This window comes from Bradyrhizobium sp. WSM1253, from assembly GCF_000244935.1.
Taxonomy (GTDB): Bacteria; Pseudomonadota; Alphaproteobacteria; order Rhizobiales; family Xanthobacteraceae; genus Bradyrhizobium; species Bradyrhizobium canariense.
Genome location: NZ_JH600073.1, coordinates 6,213,819 through 6,229,136, shown reverse-complemented (window position 1 = coordinate 6,229,136; position 15,318 = coordinate 6,213,819). Strand labels below are relative to the sequence as shown.

General features: G+C 63.7%; 21 protein-coding genes and 2 pseudogenes. 13 read left to right on the top strand and 10 right to left on the bottom strand.

Annotation, left to right across the window (positions count from 1 at the left end; all coding sequences use genetic code 11):
* Positions 1 to 60: 60 nt before the first annotated feature.
* On the top strand, positions 61 to 753 hold the full coding sequence (locus BRA1253DRAFT_RS30415) for a glutathione S-transferase family protein (protein ID WP_007600744.1): 693 nt from the start codon (positions 61 to 63) through the stop codon (positions 751 to 753).
* 83 nt (positions 754 to 836) lie between these two features.
* On the opposite strand, the gene BRA1253DRAFT_RS30410 is transcribed toward BRA1253DRAFT_RS30415, so the two are convergent.
* Complete coding sequence (locus BRA1253DRAFT_RS30410; protein WP_007600742.1) at positions 837 to 1,271, bottom strand: hypothetical protein; 435 nt, start codon at positions 1,269 to 1,271, stop codon at positions 837 to 839.
* Positions 1,272 to 1,718: 447 nt separating this feature from the next.
* Between BRA1253DRAFT_RS30410 and BRA1253DRAFT_RS30405 the strand changes: the two genes are divergently transcribed.
* The 3 genes from BRA1253DRAFT_RS30405 (at position 1,719) to BRA1253DRAFT_RS30395 (ending at position 3,399) form a co-directional block, all read left to right on the top strand.
* On the top strand, positions 1,719 to 2,105 hold the full coding sequence (locus BRA1253DRAFT_RS30405) for a RidA family protein (protein WP_007600740.1): 387 nt from the start codon (positions 1,719 to 1,721) through the stop codon (positions 2,103 to 2,105).
* A 151-nt stretch (positions 2,106 to 2,256) separates the two neighbouring features.
* Positions 2,257 to 2,517 carry a hypothetical protein gene (locus BRA1253DRAFT_RS44655; protein ID WP_007600739.1) on the top strand — a complete coding sequence of 87 codons (261 nt, stop codon included), beginning with the start codon at positions 2,257 to 2,259 and terminating at the stop codon, positions 2,515 to 2,517.
* A gap of 246 nt (positions 2,518 to 2,763) precedes the next feature.
* Positions 2,764 to 3,399, top strand: coding sequence for a hypothetical protein (locus BRA1253DRAFT_RS30395; RefSeq protein ID WP_007600737.1), 636 nt, complete (start codon positions 2,764 to 2,766; stop codon positions 3,397 to 3,399).
* Positions 3,400 to 3,471: 72 nt separating this feature from the next.
* Here the strand turns inward: BRA1253DRAFT_RS30395 and BRA1253DRAFT_RS30390 are convergent.
* Together BRA1253DRAFT_RS30390 and BRA1253DRAFT_RS30385 are read right to left on the bottom strand one after the other, a co-directional pair.
* Positions 3,472 to 4,015, bottom strand: a pseudogene (locus BRA1253DRAFT_RS30390) (transposase).
* A gap of 61 nt (positions 4,016 to 4,076) precedes the next feature.
* Positions 4,077 to 4,562, bottom strand: coding sequence for a molecular chaperone DnaJ (locus BRA1253DRAFT_RS30385; RefSeq protein ID WP_035994230.1), 486 nt, complete (start codon positions 4,560 to 4,562; stop codon positions 4,077 to 4,079).
* A gap of 111 nt (positions 4,563 to 4,673) precedes the next feature.
* On the opposite strand from BRA1253DRAFT_RS30385, the gene BRA1253DRAFT_RS30380 reads away from it, so the two are divergent.
* From BRA1253DRAFT_RS30380 to BRA1253DRAFT_RS30370, 3 genes are all read left to right on the top strand, one after another.
* The gene (locus BRA1253DRAFT_RS30380; RefSeq protein ID WP_007600732.1) at positions 4,674 to 5,441 is read left to right on the top strand and encodes an SDR family NAD(P)-dependent oxidoreductase; all 768 of its coding nucleotides are present in this window, start codon (positions 4,674 to 4,676) and stop codon (positions 5,439 to 5,441) included.
* A 222-nt stretch (positions 5,442 to 5,663) separates the two neighbouring features.
* Positions 5,664 to 5,912, top strand: coding sequence for a helix-turn-helix domain-containing protein (locus BRA1253DRAFT_RS30375; RefSeq protein WP_027519697.1), 249 nt, complete (start codon positions 5,664 to 5,666; stop codon positions 5,910 to 5,912).
* A gap of 112 nt (positions 5,913 to 6,024) precedes the next feature.
* Complete coding sequence (locus tag BRA1253DRAFT_RS30370) at positions 6,025 to 6,534, top strand: collagen-like protein (RefSeq protein WP_007600730.1); 510 nt, start codon at positions 6,025 to 6,027, stop codon at positions 6,532 to 6,534.
* Positions 6,535 to 6,549: 15 nt separating this feature from the next.
* Here BRA1253DRAFT_RS30370 and BRA1253DRAFT_RS30365 read toward each other — a convergent pair whose 3' ends face one another.
* Together BRA1253DRAFT_RS30365 and BRA1253DRAFT_RS30360 are read right to left on the bottom strand one after the other, a co-directional pair.
* A complete protein-coding gene (locus BRA1253DRAFT_RS30365; RefSeq protein WP_007600728.1) occupies positions 6,550 to 6,765 on the bottom strand; it encodes a hypothetical protein in 216 nt (71 codons plus the stop codon).
* A 96-nt stretch (positions 6,766 to 6,861) separates the two neighbouring features.
* Positions 6,862 to 7,128: a DUF2277 domain-containing protein gene (locus tag BRA1253DRAFT_RS30360; RefSeq protein WP_007600726.1), complete on the bottom strand. Its 267-nt coding sequence runs from the start codon at positions 7,126 to 7,128 to the stop codon at positions 6,862 to 6,864.
* A gap of 125 nt (positions 7,129 to 7,253) precedes the next feature.
* Here BRA1253DRAFT_RS30360 and BRA1253DRAFT_RS30355 point away from each other — a divergent pair, with 125 nt between their 5' ends.
* The 4 genes and pseudogenes from BRA1253DRAFT_RS30355 to BRA1253DRAFT_RS30340 all read left to right on the top strand — a co-directional run bounded on the left by BRA1253DRAFT_RS30355 (position 7,254) and on the right by BRA1253DRAFT_RS30340 (position 9,753).
* The gene (locus BRA1253DRAFT_RS30355; RefSeq protein ID WP_007600725.1) at positions 7,254 to 8,330 is read left to right on the top strand and encodes an alpha/beta fold hydrolase; all 1,077 of its coding nucleotides are present in this window, start codon (positions 7,254 to 7,256) and stop codon (positions 8,328 to 8,330) included.
* Between the two features lie 171 nt (positions 8,331 to 8,501).
* A complete protein-coding gene (locus BRA1253DRAFT_RS30350) occupies positions 8,502 to 8,846 on the top strand; it encodes a hypothetical protein (RefSeq protein WP_007600723.1) in 345 nt (114 codons plus the stop codon).
* A 60-nt stretch (positions 8,847 to 8,906) separates the two neighbouring features.
* Positions 8,907 to 9,119, top strand: a pseudogene (locus tag BRA1253DRAFT_RS45545) (hypothetical protein); the annotation flags it as partial.
* Positions 9,120 to 9,150: 31 nt separating this feature from the next.
* Complete coding sequence (locus BRA1253DRAFT_RS30340; RefSeq protein WP_007600722.1) at positions 9,151 to 9,753, top strand: MSMEG_1061 family FMN-dependent PPOX-type flavoprotein; 603 nt, start codon at positions 9,151 to 9,153, stop codon at positions 9,751 to 9,753.
* Positions 9,754 to 9,883: 130 nt separating this feature from the next.
* On the opposite strand, the gene bfr is transcribed toward BRA1253DRAFT_RS30340, so the two are convergent.
* The 3 genes from bfr to BRA1253DRAFT_RS30325 all read right to left on the bottom strand — a co-directional run bounded on the left by bfr (position 9,884) and on the right by BRA1253DRAFT_RS30325 (position 11,238).
* The gene (bfr, locus tag BRA1253DRAFT_RS30335) at positions 9,884 to 10,372 is read right to left on the bottom strand and encodes a bacterioferritin (RefSeq protein ID WP_007600720.1); all 489 of its coding nucleotides are present in this window, start codon (positions 10,370 to 10,372) and stop codon (positions 9,884 to 9,886) included.
* Positions 10,373 to 10,504: 132 nt separating this feature from the next.
* Positions 10,505 to 10,777, bottom strand: a complete 273-nt coding sequence (locus BRA1253DRAFT_RS30330) for a bacterioferritin-associated ferredoxin (RefSeq protein ID WP_007600718.1) — start codon at positions 10,775 to 10,777, stop codon at positions 10,505 to 10,507.
* Between the two features lie 161 nt (positions 10,778 to 10,938).
* Positions 10,939 to 11,238 carry a hypothetical protein gene (locus BRA1253DRAFT_RS30325; RefSeq protein ID WP_035994228.1) on the bottom strand — a complete coding sequence of 100 codons (300 nt, stop codon included), beginning with the start codon at positions 11,236 to 11,238 and terminating at the stop codon, positions 10,939 to 10,941.
* Between the two features lie 135 nt (positions 11,239 to 11,373).
* Between BRA1253DRAFT_RS30325 and BRA1253DRAFT_RS30320 the strand changes: the two genes are divergently transcribed.
* The gene (locus tag BRA1253DRAFT_RS30320) at positions 11,374 to 11,718 is read left to right on the top strand and encodes a hypothetical protein (RefSeq protein WP_007600715.1); all 345 of its coding nucleotides are present in this window, start codon (positions 11,374 to 11,376) and stop codon (positions 11,716 to 11,718) included.
* Between the two features lie 212 nt (positions 11,719 to 11,930).
* Complete coding sequence (locus BRA1253DRAFT_RS30315) at positions 11,931 to 12,215, top strand: hypothetical protein (RefSeq protein ID WP_007600714.1); 285 nt, start codon at positions 11,931 to 11,933, stop codon at positions 12,213 to 12,215.
* Between the two features lie 89 nt (positions 12,216 to 12,304).
* On the opposite strand, the gene BRA1253DRAFT_RS30310 is transcribed toward BRA1253DRAFT_RS30315, so the two are convergent.
* The gene (locus BRA1253DRAFT_RS30310) at positions 12,305 to 13,528 is read right to left on the bottom strand and encodes a lytic murein transglycosylase (protein WP_007600713.1); all 1,224 of its coding nucleotides are present in this window, start codon (positions 13,526 to 13,528) and stop codon (positions 12,305 to 12,307) included.
* Between the two features lie 7 nt (positions 13,529 to 13,535).
* Positions 13,536 to 15,185 carry an energy-dependent translational throttle protein EttA gene (gene ettA, locus BRA1253DRAFT_RS30305; protein WP_007600707.1) on the bottom strand — a complete coding sequence of 550 codons (1,650 nt, stop codon included), beginning with the start codon at positions 15,183 to 15,185 and terminating at the stop codon, positions 13,536 to 13,538.
* Positions 15,186 to 15,318: the final 133 nt, after the last annotated feature.

Sequence of the window (15,318 nt, the reverse complement as noted above, 5' to 3'; positions counted from 1 at the left end):
GCGCGGAACTGTTGCAAGCGCGTCACGGCGGCGATACGACTTCAGCGCGAGGAGCGTCCCATGCTGACCCTCTACTCCTATCCAGACCTGTTCGGTGTCGCCGACAACAACGGTTACGGCCTCAAGGTCTATGCCTTCCTGAAGCTCGCGGGCGTACCGTTCGCGCATGAGCATGTGTTCGATGCCTCCGCCGCGCCGCGCGGGCAGCTGCCCTATGTCGTGGATGACGGCGAGACGATCGGCGACAGCGAGACCATCATCGCGCATGCGACCGCGAAATACCGCCTCACCATCGACGCCGCGCTAACTGCGGAGCAGAGGCGGACCAACCACTTCGTCACGCGCATGCTCGACGATCTCTATTGGGTGATGTCGTATTCGCGCTGGAAGGACGAGCGTTATTATCCCGCGTTTCGCGACGCCTTCATCGCGCAGCACAAGCAGATCGATGCGGCAGGATTCGAGAAGGCGAAGGCGTATAATGCGCAGCGTTATCACTTCCAGGGCATCGGCCGCTACACGCCCGAGCAGGCCTATGCGCGGGGGCTCGCAGATCTGCAGGTGCTGGCGGAGATCGTGCCGGCGGCCGGCTTCGTGCACGGCGCGGCGCCGACTAGCGTCGATGCCGGCATCTACGGCTTCATCGCCAACATTTTCTTTCCGATCCCGACACCGCTGAAGGCGTTCGTCGATGCGCACGCAAATCTCGTCGCACATTGCGAACGGATTCACGCGGCGGTGACGGGAACGTAGCCCGGATGAGCGACAGCGACATCCGGGACCGAGGGTTGACCCGCATGTCGCTCTCGCTCATGCGGGAATTGAGCTGATCGCCCCTACCGCATCGTGATCGCGAGCCCGCTCAGATCCGCATTCGCCATCAGGCCGACTTGCGTGCCGGACAGCTCGAGCACGGCGCCCTTCTGGTTGGTCAGCACGATCGCACGCGCGCCGCGGCCCACTGCGATGCCGGCACCGGCGGCGCCGTAGACGCCGGCGATATCGGAGGGCCGGTTGATGTTGGAGACGCGGCCGCGCAGCACGGTCTTGGAGCCGCCGAAGACGAGGCCGTAGTCGAGACCGCCGGTCGAGAGCGAATAGGCGCGGCCGCGGAAGTTCAGTACGCCCGAACCGCCGGAGCCGCCGATGATCCAGCCCGCCTTGTAGATCGTCAGCACCACGGTGCCGCCGTCGGCCAGCGCCGAGGTCGAGAGGCCGGCAAGCGCGGCAATGCCGACCAGCGCGGCGCGGAAGGTGGATGCGAACTTCATGAGGGTCTCCGGGGGCTATTCTTCAAGGGGGAAACGAATCAGACGCGAATGTATCCGATGCATCGCGGCGGCAACATGATGGGCGCGGACGTGAGTCGGGGTCTGTAGCAACACACTCAACTGTCATCGCCGGTTTAACCGGGCGATCCAGTATTCCAGAGAGGGCGATGGTGAACCGAGAAGCCGCAGCGCCCTGGATGCCCCCGGTCAAGCCGGGGCATGACGGCGGAGTTTGGCGCGACAAGACGCTCACCCGCCATCATGCCATTCTGCCCCTGTTTTGCCCGACGGAGCAACGGTTATTTTGCTTTTCCCGAAGTCAAAAAGAAAGCTCAATGATTCCCGCCGGATGCCTACTGTGCATGGGGTTGTTTTCGCGTTTTTTGTTGGAGGCGCCCCGACCTGCCGCTACGCTTGCGCTTCCTGCCGTCCATCCGAGGTGATCTCATGCCGATCCAGCATTTCGCGCCCCCGCCCCACATCAAGGCGCCGCCGCTGTCCTTTGCCACGCGCACCGGCGATCTCCTGTTCGTCTCCGGCATTCCCGGCTTCGACGCGAGCGGCGCGCTGCCCGATGGCTTCGAGGCGCAGTTCGCCAACGTCGCCGTCAACATCAAGCGCGTGCTGGCAGAGGCCGGCGCCGCGATCCGCGATCTCGTCAAGGTCAACGTGCTGCTGACCCGCGCCTCCGACGTCGCCGCCATGAACGCGCTCTATGCCGGCGCCTTCGGGCCGCCGCCCTACCCTGCCCGCACCACCTGCGTGGTCCACGCACTGCCCGATCCGAAGATGCTGATCGAGATCGAGGCGGTCGCGTCGCTGGCCAAGGGGTAGACGTGTGATAGTCCGGCGACAGTCAAGGCATAAGGGGCATCCGAACAGCCGACCAACGACTGACATGTCCGTGAACGGTCGCCGCCCCGCTTGCCAGCCGCACCATTTTGCCGCACCAGTTTCCTCTCACGTTCCCATCAGGAGATATTTCATGCGTCGCGTTCTCGCCCTCTGTGCCGTTGCCGGCATCGCCACCTCCGTGTTCGCCGTGCCGGCGTCGGCGGCGGTCGGTTATTACGTGATCCGCTGGGACAACACCGGCATCTGCCAGGTCTGGAACGAGGACCTGAAGTACAAGCCGTTCCAGTGGGGCGTGTCGACCTACAAGGTCGTCAGCAAGCCGCTCCCGACCTTCACCGCCGCCTCGGAGCTCCAGATCAAGCTGCGCGGGGAGCGCCGCTGCACGCTCTAGGCCTGAGGCGACAGATCGGATTTCAAAGGGCGGATCGCGCGAGCGGTCCGCCTTTTTTCTTTTCGACGCGCCACTGGTTTTTCGGCCGAGATCGCGCATTTTCCGCGCACCCGCTTTGAACCTGGCCAGCTAGCGGACCTACTCACATCTTGTTCGGGGCGCCTCCCAGCGTCCCGCGCCAACCAGCATCCTTGCCCGCTTGTTTTTGCCCGCTTGTTTTTCACCTCGCGGCTTTGGAGCCAATCGATGCGCGCGCCGACGAAAGCCACGGTTCTGGCCGCATCGCTGCTGATCGCCGCAACGGCAAACGCACAGGCCCCGCAATCCTTCCGCGTGATCTCGCCGGTGTTCGGCCAGTTGGTCAGCTTCGCGATGCCGTCGAATTTTTCCGCGGTGTTCGAGAACACCAAGGGCGGCCACTACATCCGCGAGGCCGTACTGAAGGGCGAGACGCCTGAACGCTGGACCGAGATGATCACCGTGACCGGCGAGAAGGGCATGACGCTCACTCCAGGTTCATCGCCCGAGAAATTCGCGGGCTCGATCGCAAGCGGTTTCAAATCCGCCTGCCCCGACAGCTTTGCGGCAAGGCCGCTTGGCGCCACCACGTTCGGCCGGTTCGAAGGTTTCGTCGCCGTGATCGGCTGCGGCCGCGTCGACAGCGGTCCGACCCGGCACAGCGAAACCGCACTGCTGGTCACGCTGAAGGGCACGAGCGACTACTACACGATCCAATGGGCCGAGCGCGGCCCCGAAACCGACCAGCCGCCGGTGAACGACGACCGCTGGCAGGCCCGTCTGCGCGCGCTCAGCCCGATCGAGCTCTGCCCGATCGTAGCGGGCGAAGCCGCGCCCTATCCGAGCTGCGTGAACAAGAGCTGAGGCTCGACTCCAAGTCCGACGTCCGTAGCCCGGATGAGCGAAGCGATATCCGGGAATTCAACCTACGCCCGGTCAGCCTCCCTCGGCTCGCTCACCGAAAGCAATCCCGCTTTCGCCGGCATCGCCCGCCCAATCTTCCGGGAGCAATCCCGCCCGCACATATCGGTGAAAGGACGAATGCGGCCAATCACAAACGCGCTGGACGTAGCGATGTTTAATTGGGTTGAAGTGAATGTAATCCACGTGGCGGGCGAAATCATCTTCGTCGCGAACCGTGTGCTCCCAGTAGCGTCGTTGCCACAGAGCCAATTCTCCATTGGACTGGCGGGCTACGTCGATACCCGCATGCAGTAGTGCGCTGCTGAAATGCCCCTTGATCCTTCGCCAACGTCCCGCGAAATCGGCGTCATGCGGCGGGAGGTTCATGACGACATGCAAATGGTCCGGAAGGATCACAATCGCATCGACCTCGGACGGGCGCTCCCTGCGAGCGGCCCGAAAAGGCATCGCGCAGGGCGTCAACGTTCTCAATCAAAATGGTCGATCGGCGGTCGAAGAGCGCTACAGTAAAAAAGTAGGTGCCGCCGGGAAGAAAATTTCTGCGATACAGAACCATGGGCTAGACCCGTCCCGGATGTCGCTTCGCTCATCCGGGCTACAGGATAGCACATGAGCTCTCACGCGTCCTTGTAGGCGCGGGGATGGATCAGGATATCGCGCGCGGCGGCAAGGTCGATGAACGCTTGGGCGCTGCCGCCGTGGTCGGGGTGCATGCCCTTGGCGGCGCGGCGATAGGCCTGGTTGATGTCCTCGCAGGTGAGCTGCACCGCGAGCGGCAGGCCGAGCACCTTGCGGGCGCGATCCTCGCTGGACAATTTTTTCGGCGCAGCATTGCGGCGGCCGAAGCGCGGCGCGGTCAGGTCGTGGACAACGTCGAGCACCACGCCGAGACGGCGCCGGGCCGCCAGCGTGACGCTGTGATCGTCATTGTCCACGGCCTGGCGCAGCACCGGAAGCGCCTGCTCGGCGGCCTGACGCAGCATGGTATCGGTGCTCATCCGCGCGACCTCGGCGACCAGCCGGCCCGCCTCGGCCCAATCGGCGCCGTCCGCCGACCGCAGGCGTTCGAGTGCGAATTTCCAGGATTCGAGCTGTTCCATCATGCGCGCAACGTTTAGCAATCAAGACCAGTATGCCAAGGCCGCCGTTTCCGACCCCTTAATTTCGAGTTAGCCTTTCATGAAACTTCGAAAAGAAATCGGGAGGAAATTGTCATGGCATTGCTCGCGAACCACATCGCAATCGTCACGGGCGCCGGTTCGGGCATCGGCCGGGCCATCGCGGCCGGCTACGCCCGCGAGGGCGCGCAAGTGGTGCTGCTCGACGTCAACGCCGACACGGTCGCGGAAGCCGCCGAGGGGATCCGCAAGTCCGGCGGCAAGGCCGAGAGCTTTGCGCTCGATGTCACCAAACGCGACGACTGCTTCGCGCTCGCCAAGCAAGTCGCCGACGAGGTCGGGCAGGTCTCGATCCTCGTCAACAATGCCGGGATCACTCGCCGCAACGCCTTCACCGCGGAGACGGAGACGGTGGCGAAGGACTGGAACGACATCATCTCGCTCAACCTCAACGGCGTCTTCAACATGACGCAGGCGTTCCTGAGCCCGTTGCGCGTAGCGAAGGGCCGCATCGTCAATATCGGCTCGATTCAGTCCTTCGTGCATCTGCGCACGCCGAGCTCGGCGGCCTACACCACCTCGAAACACGGCGTGCTCGGCTTCACCAAGGCGCTCGCGGTCGAGCTCGGCAAGGAGGGCGTGCGCGTCAATGCGATCGGGCCGGGCTTCATCGAGACCAACATCAACGCCAATGTGCGCGCGACCAATCCGGCGCTGGTGCAGGCCTTCGTCGATCACACCCCGCTGGCGCGCACCGGCAAGCCCGAGGACATCGTGGGTCCCGCGATCTTCCTTGCGTCGGACATGTCGGCCTACGTCACGGGAACGATCGTGATGGTGGATGGCGGATACCGGACGGTGTGAGCGGGATGATGCCTGCTTGGCAATGCGGAGTATGCTCGCGGGAACATGCAATCCGTGCCAATCGCGGCGGTGCGGCGGCATTCCCAAGGTCAATTGGTGCGATCGCCCCGCGGTTAACCTTTCGTTAACCAAACCCGCCCACCGTAGATTTACGGCTTGGGGGTCGTTTGTTCTCGATCCGCTTCCAAAGAGGGAGGCGGGCGTTGATCGGGGAGTGTGTCGATGACCACTGTTCATGTCGCTGCGTCCGAACCGGGCGCATATTTCCTTTCACCGAACCAGATCGTTCCGCTGCTGATCGGCGCGACCGTCGACGAGGTCGAGCGTGAGCTCGTCCTGCAGACGCTCGCCCGTTGCGACGGCAATCGCACGCGCGCCTCGCGCGTGCTCGGCCTCTCGGTGCGCACGCTGCGCAACAAGATCAGGCTCTACGCCGCCTCCGGCATCGAGGTGCCGGCCTATCACGACTAGCGCGCGACGTGCGGCCGATTGGTGTTGATCAAGCCCAGGCGCGAGCCCGGCGGAATTGCCGCTGTCGTCAAACGCCGCTAATTAGCTTGCTTCCGGTCAAGGGAGCAGCGGCGTGGCAGACGAACAAAAACGGCAGGGACCTCAGGGACCGCGCGGACGGCAGGGCGAACCGGGGCGGCCGGGACCACAGGGCCATCCGGGCAAGCGGGGCCCCGATGGCGCGCGTGGCAAGCCGGGGCCGCAGGGCAAGCCGGGTCCGATCGGAAAGGCCGGACCACTGGGCAAGCCCGGCCCGCAAGGCAAGCAGGGCGAAGCCGGACCGCGCGGGGCAGCCGGTGCACAGGGACCTGTCGGACCGCAAGGGCCGGCGGGGCCGCAAGGCCCGCGTGGTGAGGCCGGTCCGCCCGGCCCATTGCCGTCGATCGAGCAGGTGCTGCCGTGGCTCGATCAACTGTTCGACGCCTGGGACGAGCGCCGTCGCCAGCGCGAGCGTGAAGCCGCCGAGCGCGAGGCGCTGGAGGCAGCCGTGCAGGAGACCGACGACGCGCCCCTCGGTGACGAGGACGAGGACAGCGAAGGCGACAATCACAGGAAGAAGAAGAAAAAGAAGAAGCACGGCTAGGACTGACAGACGAATCTATTTCGTCCCATTCTCGCGTCGCGGCAGCATGCCCATACGCTCGAACTGCCAGCGCATGGCGCGGTACCAGAGATAACCGACCGCTGCGCCGCACAAGGCCAGGATCACGACGTTCGCGCTCGAGAACGAACCGCTCCACCACGTCATCCACGCTGTCCACAGCAGCGTGAAAACGACGGCACCTGCTTTCAGCGGAAGAAGAGGGCGGCTCATGGTCGTGCTCCCGGGTGTCAAAAGCCCGGCGAACATCATCGCGCGTTGCGACCGCTTTCACCGTGAGCCAGATCACGGAACGGACCTTCGAGCCGCCTAGCCGAAGCGCAGCCGCGAACGTTCCTTGGCCTTTTCCGCCTCGGCCTCACGGTCGCGTGCCGGGGCGTGGGTGTGCAGCGACGTCAGGAGTTTTCGCGCAGCCTCCGCGACCTCCGCCACCGCACGATCGAAGGCCGCCTCGTTGGCCTGCGAAGGCTTGTTAAAGCCGGACAGTTTCCGAACGAACTGGAGCGCGCTGGCGTGGATCTCATCCTCCGTCGCCTCCGGCTCGAAGTTGAACAGCGTCTTGATGTTGCGGCACATGCACTCTCTCCTGACCTTTCCCTCAAGGACGACCGGCGAAAACGAAATCCTACATCCTTCCGGACAGTTCTGCTAAGTTCCGCCGCAACGCGGCCGCCGACCAGAGCCGCACGGGGGAAATAGACATGAAAGCTTCTTGCGCGGCGCTGTCAGCCATCCTGTTGTCCGTCTCTGTGTCGGCCATCTCGACGTTCGCATGGGCGGCCGATTATCCGGCACCGAAGCAGGGCGACTGGGTCGTCAGGGATTTCAAGTTCCACACCGGCGAGACCATGCCGGAGCTGAAGCTGCACTACACCACCGTGGGTGAGCCGAGCGGCCAGCCGGTCCTGGTGCTGCACGGAACCGGCGGCTCGGGCGCGAGCATGCTGTCACCAGCCTTTGCCGGCGAGCTGTTCGGCGCGGGGCAGCCGCTGGATGCCTCCAAATATTACATCATCATCCCCGACAATATCGGCCATGGCAAATCGTCAAAACCGTCCGACGGGATGAAGACGAGCTTCCCGAAATACGATTACGAGGACATGGTCGAAGCCCAGTATCGCCTGGTGACGGAAGGGCTTGGCGTCAAGCACCTGCGGCTCGTCATCGGCAATTCCATGGGCGGCATGCACACCTGGTTGTGGGGCGAGAAATATCCGAAGGCGATGGACGCGCTGATCCCGATGGCCTCGCAGCCGACCGAGATGGCGTCGCGCAATTGGATGCTGCGGCGGATCATGCTCGACACCATCCGCAGCGATCCCGACTACAATGGCGGCAATTACACCGGCCAGCCGCGCATGATGAAATACGCGATCACCGCCTACGGCATCGCGAGCATCGGCGGAACGCTGGCCTATCAATCGCAGGCGCCGACGGCAGCGAAGGCCGACAAGATCGTCGACGAGCGGCTGGCCATGCCGATCACGACAGATGCCAACGACTTCGTCTACCAGTGGGAGTCCTCGCATGACTACAATGCCCGCGAGAAGCTGGAGGCGATCGAAGCGTCGCTGCTGCTGATCAATTCCGCCGACGACGAACGCAACCCGCCTGAGACCGGCCTCACGGACGCTGCGATGACGCGGGTCAAGAACGGCAAACTGTATCTCATCCCAGCAAGCACGGAGACGCGCGGCCACGGCACCACGGGGAACGCCAAATTCTACAGCGAGCAGGTCCGGCAGTTTCTGCAAACCGCGCCGCAGCGGACGATGTAGGATTGCCAGGCTTGCCGCCATGTTCGCCATGCATCATATGCGGCGCCTCGACGCCGCATATTATTTGAGCATGCATTGCGCTGACAGGTCGGGCTTAATCGCATCAACGATACGAATCGACGCGCGGGGCAATCGCGCGCCAATGGCACGACACGCGATGAGGAGGATCGCATGCACAGGCTCGTACTGTGCGTTTGGCTGGCGGCGCTGACGGGCGCAGCGTTCGCGTTCGACAACGGGCAATATGATCACGTCCCGCCTGACATCCGCGCCTGGTTCAAGAGCGTGATCGCACCGAACGGCGTGCCCTGCTGCGACGTCTCCGACGGCCATCGCACTGAGTACGACGTGCGCAGCGGCGCCTATTGGGTGCCGATCGAGGGACAATGGATGGAGGTGCCCGAGCGCGCCATCATCCGCGACCGCGGCAATCCGGTCGGCCAGGCCGTGGTGTGGTACGTCCATCACCGCGGCGCCATCATCATCAGTTGCTTCGTGCCGGCGGATGCGGTGTAGCGCGATAGCGCCTCGACGCGGTGCTAGCTCGGCCGATGGTTCCTGTGAACGACAGAACGCGCGCTTGCGCTCTATGCGCTTTGCGTGTGGGCGGCAAACATCAAGCATGTCCTGGAGGGCATCGACCTTCCACGCATCCCCAACAGCTGGCTCTACCACGGGCCGCGGCTGGCGCTTCAGCCGGTCCTGATCGGGCGGGCTCTGTATTGCGCTGGCGTGATCGAGTGGCCGCGGCGGCGTGACAAGGGGGATAGCGATCGCGCTGGGAGATGATATTCTCAGGCATTCCACCAGGGAGACCTTCGTGACTGATCTTTGCGCCGAAGACCTCGCCACCATCTATGCCCAGCCGAGCCCACGCGTGATCGCGAAAGCGCGCCCCGCGATCGATGCGCATGCGAAGAAATTCATCGAGATGTCACCGTTCTGCGTGCTCGCGACGTCGGGAGCGGACGGCAGCGTCGATGCCTCACCACGCGGCGGCGGCGTTGGCTTCGTCCACGTCGCCGGCCCCAACCAGCTGCTGATGCCTGATCGCTCCGGCAACAACCGGATCGACAGTTTTCGAAATGTCGTCGAGGGCTCGGGCTTCGTGCATCTGTTGTTCTTCGTCCCCGGATTCGACGAGACGCTGCGCGTCGGCGGCCGCGGCACGCTGTCCGCCGATCCGGACCTGCTCGCCTCGATGGTGGAGTTTGGCAAGCCGCCGCGCGCGGTGCTGAACCTCGCCGTCAGCGAAGTCTATTTCCACTGCGGCAAGGCCCTGATGCGCTCGAAGCTGTGGTCGTCCGAGAAGGTGCCGCGCTCGGTGATGCCGAGCATCGTCGAGGTGGTCCACGAGCAAACCGGCCTTGGTGAGCCGCAGAGTCAGGAGATCGTGGAAGAGCTCTACAAGACGCAGTTGTAGCCGGCTTTCGAACCGCACACGGGCGTCATGCCCGTGCTTGTCCCGGGCATCCACGTCTTCGTTGCAGGGTAGCACGTGGATGGCCGGGACAAGCCCGGCCATGACGAATGGAGAGTGCGGAGTGAGGGACCTAGTGTCCCTCGCCCTCGAGCCCGCCAACGTGCTTCTGGGTGTAGAGTTCGAGGCCGATGCGGCCGATCAGGTCGAGCTGGGTCTCGAGGAAGTCGATGTGGTGCTCCTCGTCGCTCATCAGCTTCTCGAACAGGTCGCGCGTCACATAATCCTTGACGCTGTGGCAGTAGGTCGCCGCTTCCTGGTAGAGCGCCCGCGCGCTCATCTCGGCAGCGAGATCGCACTCGATGATCTCCTTGACGTTCTGGCCGATACGCAAGGGATCGAGCACCTGCATGTTCGGGAAGCCGTCGAAGAACAGGATCCGCTCGGTCAGCTTGTCGGCGTGCTCCATCTCCTCGATGGACTCCTTGCGCCAGACCTTGGACATATCCCGCAGGCCCCAATTGTCGAGGAAGCGGTAGTGCAGCCAGTACTGGTTGATTGCAGTCAGCTCGTGACGCAGTGCCTTGTTGAGATAATCGATAACTTTTGCGTCGCCCTGCATGGTTCACTCCAGCTCTTGCAGTCCAAATCGGCCGTAAACCGAATTTAGAACGCTTCTAAATGAGTTTGAAGACTGGAGCAACCGGCTACGGGACGCAGCCGGTGAAATGCTCAGCCATGGTTGCGGAAGATTTCAGCAGGCCGCGAGGGCGAACTCGGCCGGCTGGGCCGTCTCGTCATTGGCCGCCACAGTGTGGTTGTGCGGACAGCCGGAGCAGCAGGACGTGGCACAGGGGCCGAGTGCTTCGTCGATAATGGTCTTGATCGTCCGAGCGCAGCGGCCGCATTCGGCGCTACAGCCGAGACACCCATACACCTGCTTGGCATGGCGCACAGCGTCGTCGGACTCGGCGACGGCGGCGCGGATGTCGTCATCGCTCAGCACGTTACAGGAACAAACGATCATGGAAGCGGCAGGCCCTTTGGTGATGCGCCATCATCGATATTTAAGGGGCCGGCCGGATGCAAAAGGAAAAAGCGGAATTTGAAGCTATTCCAAACTAGCCCGGAAACAGCCTAGAACGGCTCTAAAATAGGGCCTTGCGCTGGATCAAGATTGCGGCGGATCTAGTCGCCCCCGCCGCCTCCACCATCGCCGCCGCCCCCGCAATCTCCGCCACTACTGCCGCTATCGCTGCTGGAACAGCTGCCGCCGTCGGTCGAGCTGCCGGAACTATCGCTGGAAAACCAGCTCCCCCACGAGAAGCCGTCGCTCGAGCCGGTGGCGGTGTCGCCACCGCCACTGCCGCCGGCCCCGGCGCGGGAGCGCCGCTGGCTGCGGTTCTGAAGATGGGTGATCCAGCCGTAGCCGATCGCGAAGACGACCCCGGCAGCGATCAATGCATTTATCATCGCGCTACCCATCATCGCCCTCCCCTGGCTGAGCTGCGGTCCATGTTAATTGGTCGCCCCCGGCAAAGGTGCCGTTCATTGATCATTCAATCGAAATATGGAACTTTACCCTCAAAGAGTTCCCGTGTGCTTTGTTCGAAAGGTCAGCCAATGAAGAAGTCGCTCCTGGCAATCGCTGCCGTCGCCGCGGTGGCCCTTAGCGCCGCTACACCAGCCCAGGCGCAACGCGGCGTCGCGGCGGGCGTGGCAGCCGGAATCATCGGCGGCGCCATTGTCGGCGGGGCGCTGGCCTCTCCGTATTATTACGGACCGAGCCCCGGCCCCGGCTACGCATATGGTCCGGGATATAGCCCGGGCTACTATCCGCCGCGCTACTACGCACCGGGCCCGGGCTACGTCGCCGACGACTATTATGGCGACGGCTGCGTCTGGCAGAAGCAGCGCTTCTGGGACGGTTATGCCTGGCGCGTCCGCCGCGTCAGAGTCTGTGGCTGAAGTCGCCCCAAGCAGATTCATTCCAGATGCGCCGTTCATCTCCGGGCCTGAAAAAGACCGCTTTTTCTCGTCACAGCTCCGTGTGCGTTTACCGGGGATTGACCATTTGCGCGCTTCCTAACTGCAAGGCCAATTCCATCAGAGTCTGCGTGAACCTTTGAACCCCGGACGCTCCTAACAAGGAGCATCCATCTCTCAGGAGAGCCAAGAGTATGAAGAAGACTTTAGTTGCCGCCCTTACGGTTGCGACGATCGCCGGTTCGCTGGTGACCGCCACTCCGTCCGCCCAAGCCCATGACGGCGTCGGCGCCGGCATCGCAGCCGGCCTGATCGGCGGCGCAATCGTCGGCGGTGCCATCGCATCGAGCCGTCCCGCCTATGGCGGACCGGTTTATGTGGCCGAGCCCGGCCCGCCGCCGCCGCCCTGCTACTGGCAGCGCCAGCGCTACTGGGACGGCTACGGCTGGACCGTCCGCCCGGTTCGCGTTTGCTACTGATCTGATCGCACGGCGTTCATGAGCGCCGCGATCGAAGCCCGGCCGAGCACCTCGGCCGGGCTTTTTCTTTGGCGAAGAACTGCGGCTCGCTATCGCGCCTGGATCGAGCGCAGCACCTCTTCGCTCGGCCAGCAATCAACCTTGAGGCCTGCCGACTTCTGGTAGGTGCCGAGCGCAGCGCGCGTCTGCATGCCGGCCTTGCCGTCGATCTTGTCCTTGTAGAGCCCGACGCGCGTGAGCCCGCGCTGCATCGCCTCGACATCCTTGGTGCGCAATTGCTTCGAGGCAGACCACGGCGTCGCGAACGGCTGCGTGCTCGTCATGCGGTCGGCGAGATGGCCGACGAACAGCACGTAGAGATCGGAGAAATTGTATTCCTTGATCACGAAGTAGTTCTTCGTGGTCAGGAAGGACGGGCCGTAGATGCCTTCCGGCTGCAGCAGCGAGGCCGGCTGCGCCTGCTCGGCGGCAGTGAGCTTTTGTCCGCGCACCGGCACAAAGCCTTCGCGCAGCCACTGGCCGATCGGCTTCGTCACCTCGGGCACGCCGGCGGTGCAATCGACCTTGGCCGGAGCTTGCACCTCGTAAGCCCAGCGTACGCCGCTCTGCCAGCCCTTGTTGACGAGCTGCTGCGCGGCGGAGGCCAGCGCATCCGGCACCGAATGCCAGATGTCGATGCGGCCGTTGCGGTCGAAATCGACGCCGTGCTTGTAATATTCGGACGGCAGGAATTGCGTGAGCCCGGTCGCGCCGGCCCACGACGAGCGCATGTCCTTGCGTGTCACCACGCCGTCACCGAGAATTTTCAGCGAGAGGATGAACTCGTTGCGATAGGTGTCCTTGCGGCGGCCGACATAGGCCTGCGTCGCCAGCACGCGCACGAGATCGTAAGGCAGCGTGTAGCGGCCATAGTCGGTTTCGCGGCCCCAGATCGCCAGCATGACGGTGGCGGGCACGCCGGAGTTTTTCTCGATCTCCGTCAGCGCGGGACGATATTTTTGCAGCAGCCGCTGCCCCTCGCCCGCGAGGCGCGCGATCGAGGCTTCCCTGACATAGTCGGCCGGCACCTGCACGAACTCGGCCTGCGACGGCGCCCCCGTTGCGGGCCGCCCCGGCAGGATCAGATCCGGCAGCTTGTAGTCAGGCTCGAGCCCGCGCGTCTCTCGCTCGAACGTCGCGCGCGACACGCCGGCGGCCTCCGCGTCCGGCCACAGCGAGGCGATGAACTGCGCGAAGGCGGCGTCGGCAGCGCGGGCGGGCGACAGGCCGCAGGTGATAGCGATCACCGCAGCTATGAGCACCCGCCGCATCATGCTGAGATCACCGCGTCAGCTTCTTGTACTTCACGCGATGCGGAATGATGCTGTCCTGGCCGAGCCGGCGCATCTTGTCCTTCTCGTAGTCCTGGAAGTTGCCCTCGAACCATTCGACATGGCTGTCGCCTTCGAAGGCCAGGATGTGGGTCGCGATGCGATCGAGGAACCAGCGATCATGGCTGATAATGACGGCGCAGCCGGCGAAATCCTCCAGAGCCTCTTCGAGCGCACGCAGCGTGTCGACGTCGAGGTCGTTGGTCGGCTCGTCGAGCAACAGAACGTTAGCGCCGGATTTCAGCATTTTCGCAAGGTGCACGCGGTTGCGTTCGCCGCCGGAGAGCGCGCCGACTTTCTTCTGCTGGTCGGCGCCCTTGAAGTTGAACGACGAACAATAGCCGCGTGAATTGACTTCCCTCTTGCCGAGCAGGATCAGCTCATTGCCGCCGGAGATCTCCTCCCATACGTTCTTGCTGCCATCGAGCGCGTCGCGCGACTGGTCGACGTAACCGAGATGAACGCTCTCGCCGACCGTGATGGTGCCCTTGTCCGGCTCTTCCTGCTTGGTGATCATCCTGAACAGCGTGGTCTTGCCGGCGCCGTTGGCGCCGATCACGCCGACGATTCCGCCGGGCGGCAGCTTGAAAGTGAGATCGTCGATCAGCATGCGATCGCCGAAACCTTTGCTGAGCCCTTCGAAGTCGACCACGTTCTGACCTAGGCGCTCGGCCACTGGAATCGTGATCTGCGCAGTCTGTGTCTGCTTTTCGCTCGCCTGCTTCAGCAGTTCGTCATAGCGCTGATAGCGCGCCTTGGATTTGGCCTGGCGGGCTTTCGGCGAGGACGCGATCCATTCCTGCTCGCGGGCCAGCGTCTTCTGATGCGCAGCGTCCTCGCGGCCCTCCTGCTCGAGCCGCTTCTGTTTCTGCTGCAGCCAGGACGAGTAATTGCCCTCGTAGGGAATGCCCTTGCCGCGATCGAGCTCGAGAATCCAGCTCGTGACGTTGTCGAGGAAGTAGCGGTCATGGGTGACGATCAGGATCGCGCCGGGATAGTTGCGCAGATGGCCTTCCAGCCACGACACCGATTCCGCGTCGAGATGGTTGGTCGGCTCGTCCAGCAGCAACAACTCAGGCTGGTCGAGCAGCAGCTTGCACAGCGCGACTCGGCGGCGCTCACCGCCAGAGAGTTTCGACACGTCGGCATCGTCAGGCGGACAACGCAGCGCGTCCATGGCCTGGTCGACCTTGCTGTCGAGATCCCAGAGGCCCTGGGCCTCGATCTCGTCCTGCAGCTTGGTCATCTCGTCGGCGGTCTCCTCGGAGTAGTTCATCGCCAGTTCGTTGTAGCGATCGAGGATAGCCTTCTGCTTGGCGACGCCCAGCATGACGTTCTCGCGTACGCTGAGTGCCGGATCGAGATGCGGCTCCTGCTCGAGATAGCCGACGCGGGCGCCCTGGGCGACCCAGGCCTCGCCGTTATATTCCTTGTCGAGGCCTGCCATGATCTTGAGCAGCGTCGACTTGCCCGAGCCGTTGACACCGAGCACGCCGATCTTGGCGTCCGGGTAGAAGCTCAGATGGATGTTATCGAGCACCTTCCGGGTCGGGTAGCTCTTGGTCAGGCCCTGCATGAAATAGATGAACTGGCGCGCCATCGGTCCCGAAAACCTTCGATTTGAGGAAATTTGCTTGCCGCCGATGTAGCGATCCCGCCCCCAAAGGGCAATGTTTTCCCTCCGTTCACCACGGATGAATACGGGCCGGACACCATCCCGCCACCGATCCGGA